The sequence below is a fragment of the uncultured Arthrobacter sp. genome, assembly GCF_964021775.1.
In the GTDB taxonomy this organism is placed as follows: Bacteria; Actinomycetota; Actinomycetes; order Actinomycetales; family Micrococcaceae; genus Arthrobacter.
Map to the genome: position 1 here is coordinate 144,816 of NZ_CAXHZI010000003.1, position 17,037 is coordinate 161,852.

Genomic DNA, 17,037 nt, shown 5'->3' on the forward strand with positions numbered 1-17,037 from the left:
AAAGGACACGGACCAGGCAATGAACGCGACCCAGGAAGCCCGCCCTCCCCAGGCCGTGCGGATCAGCTCCACGCCTGGCGACCTGGCCGGGCTGAACCCGCTGCTGCAAGCCGCCGAGGCCGGCATCGGTGACGTCCCGGCCCTGCTGGCCCTGGCCAAGGACTTGGGCGGGACCGCACCCAACCCGGGCGCAGGCCGGACCGGCTACCTCTGGGAGATCCTCGCCTCGGTGACCGCCGTCGACGTCGCTGCGGGCCGGATCCTGGAACCCCACCTCGACGCCGCCGCCATCCTCACCCAGGCCGGCGCGGCCCCGGGTTCGACCGGCGTTTCCTTCGACGGGACCTGGGGTGTCTTCGCCGCCGAGGCTCCCGGGCTGAAGCTGGAAGCCAAAAGCGCCGGCGGCGGCGTCGTCCTGAACGGCTCCAAACCGTGGTGCTCCATCGCCGCCCAACTGGACCACGCCGTGCTCACCGCGCACCTGGACGACGGCGGCGGCCGCGCCGCGTTCGCCGTCGACCTGCACGCCGCCGGGGTCAGCTTCGCCGACCCGGAATGGACCAGCCTGGGCCTGCGCGAGGTCCCCAGCGGCACCGTACACTTCGACGCCGTGCCGGCCGTCCCGCTCGGCCCGGCCGGCTGGTACTACCAGCGTCCCGGCTTCGCCTGGGGCGGCATGGGGGTCGCTGCCTGCTGGTTCGGCGGCGCCGTCGCGGTGGCCCGCAGCTACGTGGACTCCCTGCAGAAAGCGGCCGACGGCGGCCGCGAACCGGACCAGCTCGCCCTCGCCCACCTCGGCGAAATCGACCGCACCCTGACCGGACTCACCCAGTACCTCGCCCGGACCGCGGCCCGGATCGACGCCGGGGAGCTCTCCGGAGCCGGTGCGTGGAGCGAGGCGCTGCGCGTCCGCGGCAGCGTGGCCGCCGCCGTCGAACGCGTCCAGGCGCTGGTGAGTCAAAACCTCGGGCCCGCCCCGCTGGCCTTCGACGCGCGCTACGGGAAGCGCATGGCCGACCTCTCGCTCTACATCCGCCAGCACCACGCCATGCGCGACGACGCCCAGCTCGGCGCACTGGCCTTCAAGGGGGACCACCCATGGTGAGCTTCACCCACCACGACGCCGGAACGCCCGAAGAGGACTGGGCGCGCAGCGGCGCCGCCGCCCTGCCGGAGCTCCCGCTCGACGCCGGCGAGCTGGCCGGCACGGCGTTCATCGTCCTGGCCGCCCACCCCGACGACGAATCCCTGGGCGCCGGCGGGCTGATGGCCCGGCTGCACGGCCTCGGCGCCGAGGTGCGGCTGCTGCTGTGCACGGCAGGGGAGGCCTCGCACCCCGACTCGCCCAACACCACACCGGAACAGCTGGCCGACCTGCGGCTGCGCGAATTCGCCGGCGCGGTCGGTCGGCTCGTCCCGGACGCCGGCTGGCGGTACCTTGGGCTGCCGGACGGGCAGGTCGCCGGGCACCGGGAGCAGGTCCTGGCCGCGATTACCGAGGCCGCTGCCGCCACCGGCCGGACCGCGGACCGGGTTGTCCTCGTGGCGCCCTACCGCAACGACGGCCACACGGACCACGATGCGCTGGGCTCCGCGGCGGCGGAGGCGGCCGCCTCCTCCGGCTACGGGCTGCTGGAGTACCCGGTCTGGTACTGGCTCTGGGCCGGCCCCGAGGACTCGGCCTGGCAGTCCTGGCTGCGGCTCCCGCTGACCCAGGCCGAGGAGCAGGCGAAAGCGCGGGCCATGGCGGCGCACACCTCGCAGGTCAAGGCGCTCTCCGACCAGCCGGGCGATGAAGTGCTGCTCCCGCCGCCCTTTCTGCAGCACTTCTCCCGGCACTGGGAAACGTTCGCCTGGCAACGGCCGGCCGTACCGCCCAACGGCCCGGGGGCCGGTGCGCTGGCAGACGCCGCACGCGCCCGCGCCGGCTTCGCCGCGGCGGACGCGGAGGGACTCTTCGACACCGTCCACGCCCGTAGCGAAGACCCCTGGCAGTACACCACCAGCTGGTACGAACACCGCAAGCGTGCCCTGACGCTCGCGGCGCTGCCCGGCCGCAGCTACAGCGCCGGCCTCGAAATCGGCTGCTCGATCGGCACCCTCAGCGTGGAACTCGCGGAACGCTGCGGCAGCTTCCTGGCCGTCGACGCGAGCAGCGCCGCGCTGGCCCACGCCGCCCGGCGGCTCGCGCACCTGCCTGCCGCGCGGACCCGCCACCTCACGGTGCCGCAGGACTGGCCGGAGGGCGCCTTCGACCTTATCGTGGTGTCGGAGGTGGGCTATTACCTCAGTCCGGAGGAGCTGGCCGCCCTGTTCGAACGGGTCGAGGCCGCGCTGCTGCCCGGCGGCACGCTGGCGCTGTGCCACTGGCGGCACCCGATCGAGGGCTGGGAGCTCGACGGTGACACCGTCCACGCCGCCGCGCGCCGGCAGCTTCGCTGGGCCGACGCCGGGCTCTACCGGGAGCGCGACTTCGTGCTGGAAATCCTCCGCGCCCCGGAGCCGCAGGGGTGAGCGGCGCGGCCGCTGCGGCCCGGAGCCCGCAGCGCCGGCCGGGCATTGACGCCGTCGCGGTGGTCATGCCGGCCCACAACGAGGACCAGCACATCGACCGGGCGCTGCGGGCGGTGCAGTGCGCCGCGGACGAACTGCAGCGCCGCCGCCCCGGCGTCGCCGTCCGGGTGATGGTGGTCCTGGACAGCTGCACCGACCGGTCCGCGGCGATCACCGCCGGGTACGTCGACGCCGACCCGCGCTTCAGCGCGCTCCCTGTCCGGCTGCGCAGCGCCGGCGCGAGCCGGGCGGCAGGCGTCCGCGCCGCCGTGCTCGGTCCGCACCGGCGCGCCCCGGGCCAGCGGTCCGCGCCGCTGCCCTGGCCGGGACGGACCTGGCTGGCCAACACCGACGCCGATTCGCAGGTTCCGGTGAACTGGCTGGTGCGGCAGCTCGAATTCGCCGAAGCCGGGGCCGACGCCGTGCTGGGCTCGGTGGAACCGGACCCCGTCGGGATGGACCCGGAGCTGCTGCGCCGCTGGCTGGAGCGCCACCCCTTCGAAGAAAACCACCCGCACATCTACGGCGCCAACTTCGGCGTCCGGGCCTCCGCCTACCTGGCCGCCGGCGGGTTCTCGCACCTGGAAACGCACGAGGACCGCACCCTGGTCCAGAGCCTGCGGAGCCTCGCCTTCACCGTCCTGGCCACGGACAGCATGCGGGTGCTGACCTCCGGCCGGACCCACGCACGGGCGCCCCAGGGTTTTGGGACGTACCTGCGCTCGCTGGGCCGGCAGCGGCCGCCGGCGGCCACCGGCAGCTGAGCCCGGCTGCCGGGCCCTGTTGCTGCGCCTCAGTGCTGAGGCCCGCCGCAGTGACCTTTGGCCCTAACCGGCCGCGCCGCGCCGGCGCATCCTCGGAGGCATGAGGGACCTGGGCAGGGCCGGGGCTGGGTGCTGCACGTGACGGGCGGCGGACGGTGATCCCGGCCGCGGGCGCCGGGCCGCTGCAGGATATTTCCGGCCTCAGCTCGGCGGAGGCCGCCCGGCGGCTGGAACGCAGCGGACCAAACCGGCTGCCCCAGATCCGCGCGGTTCCGGGCTGGCGGCGGCTGCTGGCAGAGCTGACCCATTTTTTTGCCGTCATGCTCTGGGCAGCGGCGGCCCTCGCGTTCGTCGCCGGCATGCCGCAGCTGGGCGTCGCCATCATTGTGGTGATCCTGGTGAACGGGGTGTTCGCCTACATCCAGCAGGAACGCGCCCAGCACGCCGCCGCGAAGCTGCGGGAACTGCTGCCCGCCATGGTCTCGGTGCGCCGGGACAACCGCGTCATCAAGGTGCACACCACCGAGCTGGTGCCAGGCGACGCCGTCGTGCTGGTGGCCGGGGACCGGGTCCCCGCGGACCTGCGCCTCGCGCTCGCCGCAGTCTGCACGGTGGACGAATCGATGCTCACCGGCGAAAGCGAGGCGGTCACCAAGGCGGCCGGGGACACCGTGTTCGGCGGGACGTTCCTGGTCATCGGCACGGCGGAGGGCCTGGTGGCCAGCACCGGGGGACAGACCCGGCTCGCCGAGATCGCCTCGCTCACCGGCAAGGTCGAGGCGCCGCCGAGCCCGCTGGCGCTGGAGCTGCAGCGGATCGTCCGGATCGTCGCCGGCGTCGCGCTGGGCATCGGCGCGCTGTTCTTCATCCTCTCGCTGCTGGTCGGCATCTCCTGGCGCGACGCGTTCCTCTTCGCGATCGGCGTGGCCGTGGCGCTGGTGCCCGAGGGGCTGCTTCCCACCGTGACCCTGTCGCTCGCCATCGGTGCCCAACGGATGGCCGCGCGCAACGCCCTGGTGCGGAATCTGCAGGCGGTGGAGACGCTCGGCTCCACCACCTTTATCTGCACGGACAAGACCGGAACCCTCACACAGAACCGGATGAACGCCGTCGAGGTCTGGACCCCCGCCGGGCTGCTCGGCATCACCGGGCCAGGCTACGGGCCGAAGGCGCAGGTCAGCGGCGAGGGTGGCGCGGACGTCGGGGCCGCGGCGTTCCAGGCGGGGCAGCGGCTCAGCGCCGCTGCGCGCGCCGCCTCGGTGGGCCGGGCGGTGCTGCACGAGGGCCAGTGGATCGCCGAGGGCGACCCGATGGAGGCCGCCATCGATGCGCTGGCCACCCGGCTGGCCGGCCGCGGCAGACGGCTGGCCGAGCCGGCGCCGTCGCACCGCTTCGCCTTCGACCCCCGCCGGCTGCGGGAGTCCGCCATCGTCGGGACTGAACTCCTGGTCAAGGGCGCGCCGGAGTCCGTGATTCCCTTATGCAGGCGCGACGACGCCGCCAGTGTCGGCAGCGGCGGTGACGGCGGCACAGACGGCACTGACGGCGCGCTGCGCATGGTGGACCAGATGGCCTCGCACGGGCTCCGGGTGCTCGCCGTCGCCGAGCGAACGCTGCCGGGGCCGGTGCCGGACAGCACGACGGCGGACGAAGTGGAGACCGGGCTGACGCTGCTGGGCCTGATCGGCCTGCACGATCCGCCCCGCGCCGAGGTCCGGCTCTCGCTGCAGGCAGCCCGCGAGGCCGGTATCAAGGTGGGCATGGTCACCGGCGACCATGCCTTCACCGCCGCGGCCATCGCCCGGGAGACCGGCCTGATCGGCTCCCCGGAAATGGTGCTGGAGGGGCACACCCTGCCGGAGGACGACGAGGTCCTGGCCGCGCTGCTGGACCGCGACGGCGTCGTCGTCAGCCGGGTGACGCCCGAACAAAAGCTCCGGGTCGCCAGGCTGCTGCAGCACCGCGGGCATGTGGTGGCCATGACCGGCGACGGCGTTAACGACGGCCCGGCGCTGCAACAGGCGGACATCGGCGTCGCCATGGGCCTGAGCGGCACCGACGTGGCCCGCGAGGCGGCGGACCTTGTGCTGCTCGACGACGACTTCGCGACGATCATCGCGGCCGTGGAGCAGGGCCGCGCCACCTACGCGAACATCCGCCGCTTCCTGACCTACCACCTCACGGACAACGTCGCCGAACTGACCCCGTTCGTGTTCTGGGCCCTGTCCGGCGGGCGGTTCCCGCTGGCGCTGAGCGTCCTGCAGATCCTCGCCCTGGACATCGGCACCGACCTGTTGCCGGCCCTGGCCCTTGGCAGCGAGGCGCCCAGCAAGGGGGCCCTGAAACGCCCGCCGGAACGCCGGCACCTGATGGACCGCGCCCTGATGTTCCGGGTCTTCGGCCTGCTGGGCCCGGTGGAGGCGCTGCTGGAGATGACGGCGTACACCGCCGTGCTCTTCGGCGCCGGCTGGAGCCCTGGTGCCGCACTGCCGCCGTCGGATGTGCTGATGGCGGGCTCCGGCGCCGCGTTCACCACCGTGGTGCTGGCCCAGCTCGCCAACGCCTTCGCCTGCCGCAGCGCCACCTCCCCGCCCTGGCGGCTGGGCTGGTTCACCAACCGGCTGCTGCTCTGGGCCGTGCTGGCGGAGCTGGGGCTGCTCTCCGTCTTCCTGTTCCTTGGCCCGGTCGCCGGCCTGCTGGGCCATTCCCCGCCGACCCCCGGAGGACTGGCGGTTGCCCTGGCAGCCATTCCGGCGGTCCTGCTCGCCGACTGGGTCTACAAGGTGGCCCGGCACCGGCGGTCCGGCACCGCCGGCCCGTCCGGCCGCGCCGCCTAAAAGGTCCAAAGACTCTGACCGCATACGGCCCCGGGCCGCAGGATCGGACCATGGATGACACACGCCCAAAGGAGCGCCGGCATGCCCGAACACGTGAAGTGGTTTGAAGAAATCGGCATGGGCGACGTCCCCCAGGTCGGCGGCAAAAACGCCTCCCTGGGCGAACTCATCCAGTCCCTCAAGGCCCGGGGCGTGCGGGTCCCGGACGGCTTCGCCACCACCGCCGCGGCCTACCGGACCTTCATCGCGGCGAACGGGATCGAACCGGCCATGCGCTCGCGGATCCTCGCCTACCGCTCCGGGGACGCCACGCTGCGCGAAACGGGCGAAGCCATCCGGGAACTGTTCCTGGCCAGCGATTTCCCGCCGGACATCGCCGACTCCATCCGCTCGCACTACGGCGAACTGGGGCAGCGCGCCGGGCGGGAGCGGCTTTCCGTCGCGGTCCGAAGCAGCGCCACGGCCGAGGACCTGCCCGATGCCAGCTTCGCCGGCCAGCAGGAAACCTTTTTGAACGTCGCCGGCGAGCGGGAACTGATGGACGCCTGCCGGCGCTGCTACGCCTCCCTGTTCACGGACCGGGCCATCAGCTACCGGGAGGTCAAGGGCTTCGACCACCTCGACGTCGCACTCTCAATCGGGGTCCAGCGGATGGTGCGCTCCGACGTCGGCGCCTCCGGGGTGATGTTCTCGATCGACACCGACTCCGGCTTCCCGCGGGCTGCCGTCATCAGCGCCGCCTGGGGCCTTGGCGAGACTGTGGTGCAGGGCACCATCAACCCGGACAAATACCTGGTCTTCAAACCGCTCCTAACTGAGGCTGCGGCCGCCGGGGGACCCAGCCCGATCATTGAAAAGACCCTCGGCTCCAAGGCGCAGAAGATGGTCTACAGCCGCGGCGGCCACGCCCGCACCCGCACCGTGGACACCTCGGAAGCGGAGCGCCGTGCCTTCGTCCTGGCCGACGCCGAGATCCTCGCCCTGGCCCGCTGGGCCGTCTCCGTAGAGGAGCACTACGGCCGGCCGATGGACATGGAATGGGCCCGCGACGGCGAGACCGGCGAGCTGTTCATGGTCCAGGCCCGGCCGGAGACGGTGCAGTCGCTCAAGACCGGCTCGCGGTTCACCCTCCACCACCTCCTGGAAACCGGGCCGGTGCTGGCGGACGGGGCCGCGATCGGCGACTCGATCGCGCAGGGGACGGCGTGCGTCATCCGGAGCGCCGCGGACATCGAGAAGTTCCGCGATGGCGCCATCCTGGTCACCGAAATGACCGACCCGGACTGGGTCCCCATCATGAAGCGCGCGGCCGGGATCGTCACCGACCGCGGCGGACCCACCAGCCACGCGGCGATCGTAAGCCGCGAACTGGGGGTGCCCGCCGTCGTCGGGACCGGCAACGCCACCTCCGCGCTGGCGGAGAACCAGGCCGTGACGATTTCCTGCGCCGAAGGCGATGTGGGACGCGTCTACGCCGGCAGCCTCGCGTTCGAAACCGAGGACGTGGACCTGGGCGAGCTGCCGGCGACGCGCACCAAAGTCATGGTCAACATCGCCAGCCCGGCGGCCGCCTTCCAGTGGTGGCGGCTGCCCGCGGACGGCGTCGGGCTTGCCCGGATGGAGTTCATCATCAGCGCCCTGATCCGGGTCCATCCGATGGCGCTGGTCCATCCGGAACGCGTTACTGACCCGCAGGAAGCGGCGCAGATCCGGGAGCTGACGCGCGGCTACGCCGATCCATGCGACTACTTCGTGGACACCCTGGCACTGGGCATCGCGAAGATCGCCGCGCCGTACCATCCGAACCCGGTCATTGTGCGGCTCAGCGACTTCAAAACCAACGAGTACGCGCACCTGGTGGGCGGTTCAGCCTTCGAGGAGGCCGAGGAGAATCCCATGCTGGGGTTCCGTGGTGCCTCGCGGTACTACGACGAGCGGTACCGGGAGGGGTTCGCGCTCGAATGCCGGGCCCTGAAGCGGGTCCGGGAGGAGCTCGGTTTCAGCAACATCATTGTGATGATCCCCTTCTGCCGGACGCCGCAGGAGGCGGACAAGGTCCTGGCGGTGATGGCGGAGAACGGCCTGGTCCGCGGCGACCATGGCCTGCAGGTATACATGATGTGCGAGATCCCCTCCAACGTGGTCCTGGCCGACAAGTTCGCCACCCGCTTTGACGGTTTCTCGATCGGCTCGAACGACCTGACCCAGCTGGTCCTGGGGGTGGACCGCGATTCGGCGCAGCTGGCGGCGCTGTTCGATGAGCGCGACGAGGCCGTGATGGCGATGATCAGCGAGGCGATCCGGAAGGCGCACGCGGCCGGGATCAAGATCGGCATCTGCGGGCAGGGGCCCAGCAACCACCCGGAGTTCGCGGCCTTCCTGGTGGGCGAGGGCATCGATTCGATCTCGCTGAACCCTGACAGCTACCTCAGGACCGTCCCGCGGATCGCGGAAGCCGAGAAGCTGGCGTCCGGGGGCTAGGCCCGCCGGCCGCTGCGCCGGGCACCGCGGGCCGCCCGGAACCCAGGGCGCGCAGCGCGTTCAGGATGGTGGCAAGATCCACCACCTCCTGGGACAGGGCTCCGGCGATGGCCGGGACGTAGCCCGCGGCCGCGGCGAGCATCAGCGCCACGCTCAGCGCGATCCCGATCCATATGCTCTGCAGCGCGACCTTTACGGTGCGCTGGCCGATCCGCACGGCCGAGGCCACCTTGGACAGGTCATCGAGGATGATCACGACGTCGGCGGACTCACCCGCCGCCGTCGATCCCCGCGCGCCCATCGCGATCCCGACGTCGGCGACGGCCAGGACGGGGGCGTCGTTGACGCCGTCGCCCACCATCATGACCGGGCGGACGGGGAGGGCCCGGACGGCTTCGACCTTGTCCGGCGGCAGGCACTCGGCCCGGACATCGGTCAGCCCGGCGGCTGCCGCGATGTGCTCGGCGGTGGCCAGGGCGTCGCCGGTCAGCATGACGGTCCAGGTGGCGCCGAGTTCCCGGAGCTCGGCCACGGTGCGGCGGGTTTCGCTGCGGATGGGGTCGCTCATCACCAGGGCCCCGGCGAACTCCCCGGCCACGCCCACGTAGATGGCGAGTTCGCCGCTGGCCAGCCCGGTTTCCACGACCCCGGCAGCCGATTCCGCAACGAAATTGGGCTTGCCGACGACCACGTCCCGGCCGTCGAAGCGGGCCCGGACGCCGTGCGTGGCGAATTCGGTGGCCTCCGTGGCGGTTTCGAAGACCAACCCGCGGCTCCGGGCCGCGTCCATCACCGAGGCGGCGAGGACGTGTGAGGAATATTGTTCGGCGGACGCTGCCAGCCCCAGGACCTGGTCCTCGGTGAAGGACCCGGCGGTCCGGATGCCGACCAGGGAGGGCCGGCCGTAGGTCAGGGTGCCGGTCTTGTCGAAGGCCACCGTTTTGATCCGGCTCAGCTGTTCCAGGACGCCGGCGTATTTGACGATGATGCCGCCGCGCGCGGCACGGCTCATGCCGCCCAGGAAGGCGACGGGGGCGGCGATCAGCAGCGGGCACGGCGTGGCCACCACCAGCACCTCTGCGAACCGGACCGGGCTGCCGCTGATGATCCAGCCGATCGCCCCGAGAACGTAGGCCAGGGCCGTGAACGGCACGGCATACCGGTCGGCGAGCCGCACCATCGGGGCCTTGCTGTCCGCGGCTTCCTTGACCAGCGCGACGATGCGGCTGTACTGGGAATCCTCCATCCGTGCCGTCACCTGCATCCGGACCGCCGCTTCGCCGTTGAGGGAGCCGCTCATCAGCCCCTCGCCGGCCACCCGCTCCACCGGAAGGCTCTCCCCGGTGAGCGAGGACTCGTCGAAGGTCCCGGACTCGGAAAGCAGGACGCCGTCCAGCGGCACCACCTCACCCGGCCTGACCAGCAGGATGTCACCGATCCGGACGTCGGTGGCGGCAACATCCTCGTGCTGGCCGCCCGCGTGGGTGGCGGTTTCGGTGGCGGTTTCGGTGGTGGCTTCGGCGGCTCCTTCGGTGGTGCCTGCTGCGTTGGTGGCGGTGCCCGAGCCGCCGTTGACGGAGTTGCCGTTGCGTTCCCGGTGGGCCGTCTGAGGGACGCGCTCCAGCAGGGACGTCAGTTCCTTCTTGGCCCGGCCCGCGGCGTAGTCCTCGAGGGCGGTGCCGCCGGCCATCATGAGCACGATGATCATCGAGGCGATGAATTCGCCCACCAGTACGGTGCTGACAATGGCGGTGACGGCCAGGATGTCAATGCCCCACTGGCCGCCGAGCAGCCGGCGGACCATACCGATGGCGAGGTAGGCGGCCACGGCCAGCGCGTAAATGCTTGCCGCGATCCGCGCGATGCCTTCCTGGCCCGAGGCCAGCAGCAACACCACCGCCAGGAGGGCGGCGACCGTGCCCATCACCAGCGGATACCGGAGCGCAATTTTCACGGTTGTCCCGCCTCGTCCTCCGCGCAAGACCTGGCGTCTGCGACTACTTGCATCCTACTGCGCCACCCCGCCCCGCCCCCGGGCCGAACGTACACTTGCGGCCTACCCTGAGCCCGAACGTACACTTGCGGCCCTTGCGGCGTAGGCTTGCGGGGCCCCAAGTGTCCGTTCGCGCATGGTCCGGGCGCGCGGCGGGTCTTTCAGCCCTACCCCGCGCGGGGCCGGTGGTGCCACGGTGAAGCATGTGGTCGGTCTTCGCTGGCGGACGACGCCGGCTGGTTGCGCTGGCGGCCGCGGTGCTGCTGCTGGCCGCCGCGGTCGTCACGGCACTGGTTCTCTCCCGGGAACGCCCGGCCGCCGCACCGTCGACGGCTCCGGCTGCCAGCCCCTCCACCGCAACCCCGCGGACGGCCACTCCGACGCCGACGCCCACCCCGACGCCGAGCCCGACGCCGACGGCCAAGCCCGCCCCGCCGTCGAGCGCCGCCCCGGTCCCGCCGCCGGTCACGACCCAAGCGCCGCCCCCGGCACCGCCCCCTGTACCTCCGGCCCCGTTCCCGGCGGCGCTCCGGGGAGCCGACGTCGAGATCATCCCAAATGCCGGCCGTGCGGTTGCCCTGACTTTCGACGCCGGGGCCAATTCGGCCGGTCTGCCCAGCATTCTGCGCACCCTCGGCGCCACCGGGGTCCGGGCCACCTTCTTCCTCACCGGCAACTGGGCCGGCGCCAACCCCGCGGGCGTCGCCTCGATCGTTGCCGCCGGCCACCGGGTGGGCAACCACTCGATGACGCACCCGGGTTTCACGACCCTCTCCGATGCCCAGATCGCCCAGCAACTCTCCGCTGCGCAGGCGGCGATCACGGCCGGGGGAGCCGACGCCCGCCCGCTGTTCCGCTTCCCCTTCGGTGAACGCGACGCGCGGACCATCGCGGCGGTGAACGCACTGGGCTACGTGCCGGTGCGCTGGACGGTCGACACCCTGGGCTGGAAGGGCACCAGCGGCGGCGTCACCGCCCAGATCGTCGCCGACCGTGTCCTCGCCGGCCTACAACCCGGGGAAATCGTCCTGATGCACATCGGCTCCAACCCGGACGACGGCAGCACCCTGGACGCCGACGCGCTCCCGCAACTGATCAACCGGATCCGCCAGGCCGGCTACGGCTTCACCACCCTCGATGCGCTCCTCGGCTGAGCGGCGCAACCGGGCCGCGCGCCACTGTTGCCGGCTCCGGATGACTGGTACGAATAGCCCATGACGGAGTCGCCCACGGTTGCAGCTGCCCTGGCGCCCGTCGACGCGGTGGTCTTCGAACTGGACGGCGTTGTGCTGGATACCGCCGAGCTCCGTGCCGCCGCGTGGAAACGGCTCCTGGCTGACGTTTTCCAGGACCCCCGGCTCCCGGCGCGCGCCCGCCGGGACCCGCTCACCGACGCCGACTACACCGGCTACATCGAGGGCCGGACCCCCGCCGACGGCGCCTCGGCGTTCCTGGCCTCACGGGGCGTTTCACTGCCGGCCGGCTCACCCGCGGACGGTCCGGCCGACTGGACGGCGTTCGGGCTCGGGAAACGCCAGGACGAACTCTTCGGGCAGATGCTGCGCGGCCAGCCGCCGCGGGCCTTCCCCAGCACCCTGGCGCTGCTGGAACGGCTCAGGGCCGGCCGGATCCCGGTGCTGCTGGCCACCTCCGCCCCCAATGCGGGCACGCTCCTGGCCGCCGTCGGCCTCGACGGGTTCTTCGACCACATGGCGGACGGGCAGGCGGCGCTGCGCCAGGCCATCCCCGGCAAACCGTCCCCGGCCCTGGCCCTGGAGGCGGTGCGGCGGCTGGATATCCCGCCCGCGCGGGCCATGGTCATCGAAGCGTCCGTCGCCGGGGTCGAGGCTGGCCGCCGCGGCGGATTCGGGCTGGTCGTCGGCATCGACCGGACCGGCCGGCGGGCCGAACTGGAGAACGCCGGCGCGGACATCGTGGTCGAAGACGTCAGCGAACTGGACATCGGACTGGTCATCACCCACCCGTGGATGCTGGTCTACGAGGGCTTCGATCCGGCCCACGAAGGGCACCGGGAGGCGCTGACCACCCTGGGCAACGGCTGCTTGGCCACCCGTGGCGCGGCTCCCGAACACCGCGGCGGCGAGATCCACTATCCCGGGAGCTACCTCGCCGGTGTCTACAACCGGCTGGCCAGCGTCGTGCAGGGGCAGCGCACCGTGGATGAGCACATGGTGAACATTCCGGACTGGCTGCACCTGGACCTCCGGATCGGGGACGGCGCGTGGTGGTCCGAAGGCGGCCTGAAGCTCCGGAAGGAACGCCGCACCCTGGACCTTAAACGCGCGCTGCTCACCCGCGAGGCGCTGCTGGAGGACGACGCCGGGCGGCGGCTGCAGCTGGTGCAGCGCCGCATTGTGTCAATGGCGGAGCCGCATCTGGCAGCGCTGGAAACCGTCCTCACCGCGGACGGCTGGAGCGGCAGCATCAGCGTCCGCAGCGGCTGCGACACCGCGGTAACCAACTCCAACGTTCCCGAGGATGCGCAGCTGTCCAACCGGCACCTGACGGCGGTGCAGGCAACCGGGTCCGCCGGTGGGGAGCCCGCCGGTGGGCGGAATACAGCCGGACGCGGCGCCGTCGGACTGAGCGTGCAGGTGCAGACCAGCCAGAGCCGCATTGGCATCGCACTGGCACTGCGCACCGAGGTGTCCGGGCCGGCCAATTCCACCTTCGAGCAGCTGGACGGCCTGTACGCGCACCGCTTGGAGGTTCCGGCCGCGGACGGGACCGCGGTGAAGGTTACCAAGACGCTGGGGGTCGCCAGTTCCAGGGACCACGCGGTCTCCTCGCCGCTGACGGCTGCCGAGGCGGTGCTCGCGCGCTCGGGCGGCTTCGAGGCGTTGCTGGCGGACCACGAGCGGGCGTGGTCGCTGTTACTGGCCCCGTTCATCATCGAGTCCGATGCCCCCTCCCAGGCGCAGCTGATCCTGAACCTGCACGTCTTCCACCTGCTGCAGACGCTGACGACGCACACGGCCGAGCTGGACGCCGGGGTGCCGGCCCGCGGGTTGCACGGGGAGGGCTACCGTGGCCACGTCTTCTGGGACGAGCTGTTTGTCCTGCCGGTGCTGAACTCCCGGCTGCCCTCGCTCGCCCGGGAGCTGATCGACTACCGCTGGCGGCGCCTCGGCACAGCCCGCGACGCCGCGCGGGCGGCCGGCCTGCGGGGCGCGCTGTTCCCGTGGCAGAGCGGCAGCGACGGCACCGAGCAGACCCCAAAGCTGCTCTTCAACAAATTGTCCGGGCACTGGATGCCGGACTACTCCCACCTCCAGCGCCATGTGGGGCTGGCCGTGGCCTACAACGCGTGGCAGTACTTCGAGGCAACCCAGGACCGCGGCTGGCTGACCCAGCATGGCGCGGAACTGATTGTCGACGTCGCCCGGCTGTTCGCCTCGATGGCGGATTACGATGCCACCGACGACCGGTTCCACCTCAGGGGCGTGATGGGCCCGGACGAGTACCACACCGGGCCCCCGGGCAACCCGGGCGGCGGCCTCGATGACAACGCCTACACCAACATCATGGCCGCCTGGGTCTTCGACCAGGCCGAATGGATCATGCACTCCGTCCGGGGCTTTGACATGGAGGACCTCCGTGCCCGGCTCGGCATCACGGCCGGAGAGATTGCGGCCTGGGCCCGGCTGAGCCGGCGCATGTTCGTACCCTTCCACGGCGACGGCATCATCAGCCAGTTCGCCGGCTACGGCGCGCTCCGCGAGCTGGACTGGAACCACTACCGCCGCAGCTACCGGAACATCGAACGGCTGGACCTCATCCTGGAAGCGGAGGGGGACAGCACCAACCACTACCGGCTGGCGAAACAGGCGGACGTCCTGATGCTGCTGTACGTGCTTGGCGAGGACCAGCTCGTGGGGTTCCTCGGCCGGCTGGGTTACACCGTCACCCCCGCGCAGATGGCCGCGACCGTGGATTTCTACCTGGCCCGCACCGCGCACGGCTCCACGCTGAGCCGGGTGGCGCACGCCTCGGTCCTCGCGCAGCGCGATCCGGAGCGCGCCTGGGCCACGTTCCGGGAAGCCCTGGACGCTGACCTGGACGACACCCAGGGCGGCACCACAAGCTCGGGCATCCATCTGGGCGCGATGGCCGGCTCGATCGACGTCGTCCAGCGCAGCTTTGCCGGGCTGCGGATTACCCGCGACGCCCTCGACTTCACCCCCCGGCTGCCGGCTGAACTGCGCCGGGTGGACTTCCAGGTCCGTTACCGCGACCAGCTCCTGTCCGTGCACCTGGAAACCGACCGGCTTCTCGTCTCCGCCGCCCCCGGCGACGCCGCTCCCGTGCTGGTCCGGGTCGGCGCGCAAAGGGTGCTGCTCCGGGCCGGCGAGCAGCACGAATTCCCCCGCAACGCCCCGCGCCCAACTGACTGGCATTAGGTGGCGGGGACTGGATCAGGGCGCGACGCGGATGACGGCGGCGCCGGTGACCCGGTCCGCGGCCAGGTCCTGCAGCGCCTGGTCGGCAGCGTCGAAGGGGTAGGCGACCGTGGTGGGGCGCAGGGGAATCTCTGCGGCGATGCGGAAGAACTCCTCACCGTCGGCCCGGGTGTTGGCGGTGACGCTGCGCAGCTGGCGCTCCTGGAACAGCTCCTCGGCATAGTGCAGGGCCGGAATGTCGCTGAGGTGGATGCCGGCGACGGCGAGGGTCCCGCCACGGTCGAGGGCACGCAGCGCCGGCGGCACCAGAGTCCCGGCGGGAGCGAAGAGGATGGCGGCGTCGAGCGGGTCCGGCGGTTCCTCCTCGGCCCCGCCGGCAAAGGTGGCGCCGAGCTCCAGAGCCAGCCGCCGCGCCTCCGGAGACCGCGTCATCACATAGACCTGGGCCCCCTGGTAGAGCGCAAGCTGCGCGGCGAGGTGGGCGGAGGCGCCGAAGCCGTAGATGCCCAGCCGGCCGCCGACGGGCAGCTCGGCCCGGCTCAGGGCGCGGTAGCCGATGATGCCGGCGCACAGGAGCGGTGCCGCTTCCTCGTCGTCGAAGGCTTCCGGAACCCGGTAGGCGAAGTCCTCGGCGACGGTAATGAGTTCGGCGTAGCCGCCGTCGCGGTCCCAGCCGGTAAAGGTGGGGGACAAGCACAGGTTTTCCTGCCCGCGCAGGCAGAACCGGCAGGTTCGGCAGGTCCCGCCGAGCCACGCCACCCCCACCCGCTCACCGCGGCGGAACCGGTCCGCGCCGCGGCCGCGTCCCACCACCTCACCGACCACCTCGTGGCCCGGAACCACACCGGGGCGCCTGGGGGCCAGCTCACCCTCGGCCAGATGCAGGTCTGTCCGGCACACACCGCACACCCGCACGCGCACCAGTACTTCGCCGCGGCCGGGGACGGGGTCCGGGCGCTCGCCTGAAACCAGCGGACCGGTGGCGATCGGTCCCGGCTGCGCAACCCACCAGGCTCGCACTGAGCCTCCCTTTCTGGCTCCTCGTCCGGCCCCGGGGCTGGACGAGGCACGGGTCCCGGGGCCTAAGAATCAGCGTGTAATCATGACATTGCAGGCGGCCTTGTGCAGCACAGCGGAGACGGTATTGCCGACGCCTCCGGCACGGTTATGGGTGCCCAGCACCAGCACGTCCGCTTCGTCGGCCGCCTCCACGAGTTCCTTGGCCGCGGAGTGGTCTTCCTTCAGGATCCCGGAGACCGCCAGCCCGGGGGCGAGTCGACCGGCTTGGCCGAGGGCGTGCTCCAGGAGGTCCGAGCCGTGCAGCGGGGCGTGCCGGCCGTGCGGCTCCGCGTTGCCTCCCCGGCCCGGGTCCACGTGGACCAACTGCAGTTCGGCACCGACGGCGGCGGCCAGCCGGGCGGCCTCGGCCAGAACTACCGGGCTGCGGGCCGCGGCATCGACGCCCACGACGACGGGCTTGCCGGGCAGGTGCGGGCGGCGGACCACCATGAGCGGACAGGGGGCGGAGCCGGCCAGGTCCAGGCAGACCGAGCCGGCCAGGTGCCCGAGTACGCCGCCGATGCCGCGGCTTCCCACCACGAGCAGGGCGGCATCCCGGGCGGCCTGCCGCAGGATCTGTGCGGGCAGTCCGGCCTCCATCACGCCCTCGACGTCGAGTCCCGGGTCAACGCCGTGGGCCAGCCCCACACCTTCAGCGATGATGGTCTCGGCGGAATGCCGGAGACCGCTGCCGGCCACTCCCTTGACCGGGCCAAGATCTTTGGTGAACATCGGCCAGACCCAGGCGTGCACCACCCGCAGGCGCAGGCCCAGTGCGGCGGCATGTTCGGCGGCCCAGCGGACGGCGAGTTGCGAGGATTCTGAACCGTCGTAGCCCACGGCGACGGCGGCGGGCGGGGGACCAACTGCGGGTGCCGGCATGGATCCTCCCGGTAGGCGGACGCAGCACCCCCAGCGGTGCGTCCCCC

Annotated in this window: 10 protein-coding genes; 7 read left to right on the plus strand and 3 right to left on the minus strand. The window is 72.0% G+C overall.

The window, feature by feature from the left end:
* Positions 1-19: 19 nt before the first annotated feature.
* From ABIN76_RS04285 to ppsA, 5 genes are all read left to right on the plus strand, one after another.
* Positions 20-1,105: an acyl-CoA dehydrogenase family protein gene (locus ABIN76_RS04285; protein WP_346958481.1), complete on the plus strand. Its 1,086-nt coding sequence runs from the start codon at positions 20-22 to the stop codon at positions 1,103-1,105.
* Positions 1,099-2,514 carry a bifunctional PIG-L family deacetylase/class I SAM-dependent methyltransferase gene (locus ABIN76_RS04290; RefSeq protein WP_346958482.1) on the plus strand — a complete coding sequence of 472 codons (1,416 nt, stop codon included), beginning with the start codon at positions 1,099-1,101 and terminating at the stop codon, positions 2,512-2,514. Before ABIN76_RS04285 ends, ABIN76_RS04290 begins: the two co-directional genes overlap by 7 nt.
* A complete protein-coding gene (locus ABIN76_RS04295; protein WP_346958483.1) occupies positions 2,511-3,317 on the plus strand; it encodes a glycosyltransferase in 807 nt (268 codons plus the stop codon). The genes ABIN76_RS04290 and ABIN76_RS04295 overlap by 4 nt, the downstream gene beginning before the upstream one ends.
* A gap of 155 nt (positions 3,318-3,472) precedes the next feature.
* Positions 3,473-6,154 (plus strand): cation-transporting P-type ATPase, encoded by a 2,682-nt coding sequence (locus tag ABIN76_RS04300; protein ID WP_346958484.1) that lies wholly within the window; start codon positions 3,473-3,475, stop codon positions 6,152-6,154.
* An 81-nt stretch (positions 6,155-6,235) separates the two neighbouring features.
* Positions 6,236-8,635: a phosphoenolpyruvate synthase gene (gene ppsA, locus ABIN76_RS04305; RefSeq protein ID WP_346958485.1), complete on the plus strand. Its 2,400-nt coding sequence runs from the start codon at positions 6,236-6,238 to the stop codon at positions 8,633-8,635.
* Here ppsA and ABIN76_RS04310 read toward each other — a convergent pair.
* Positions 8,583-10,559 (minus strand): heavy metal translocating P-type ATPase, encoded by a 1,977-nt coding sequence (locus ABIN76_RS04310; protein ID WP_346958650.1) that lies wholly within the window; start codon positions 10,557-10,559, stop codon positions 8,583-8,585. The genes ppsA and ABIN76_RS04310 overlap by 53 nt on opposite strands.
* Positions 10,560-10,831: 272 nt before the next feature.
* On the opposite strand from ABIN76_RS04310, the gene ABIN76_RS04315 reads away from it, so the two are divergent.
* Together ABIN76_RS04315 and ABIN76_RS04320 are read left to right on the plus strand one after the other, a co-directional pair.
* A complete protein-coding gene (locus tag ABIN76_RS04315; protein WP_346958486.1) occupies positions 10,832-11,782 on the plus strand; it encodes a polysaccharide deacetylase family protein in 951 nt (316 codons plus the stop codon).
* A gap of 60 nt (positions 11,783-11,842) precedes the next feature.
* A complete protein-coding gene (locus tag ABIN76_RS04320; RefSeq protein ID WP_346958487.1) occupies positions 11,843-15,049 on the plus strand; it encodes an HAD family hydrolase in 3,207 nt (1,068 codons plus the stop codon).
* Between the two features lie 15 nt (positions 15,050-15,064).
* Here ABIN76_RS04320 and ABIN76_RS04325 read toward each other — a convergent pair whose 3' ends face one another.
* Both ABIN76_RS04325 and ABIN76_RS04330 read right to left on the minus strand, forming a co-directional pair.
* A complete protein-coding gene (locus ABIN76_RS04325) occupies positions 15,065-16,069 on the minus strand; it encodes a zinc-dependent alcohol dehydrogenase family protein (protein ID WP_346958488.1) in 1,005 nt (334 codons plus the stop codon).
* A gap of 69 nt (positions 16,070-16,138) precedes the next feature.
* Positions 16,139-16,990 carry a universal stress protein gene (locus ABIN76_RS04330; RefSeq protein ID WP_346958489.1) on the minus strand — a complete coding sequence of 284 codons (852 nt, stop codon included), beginning with the start codon at positions 16,988-16,990 and terminating at the stop codon, positions 16,139-16,141.
* Positions 16,991-17,037: the final 47 nt, after the last annotated feature.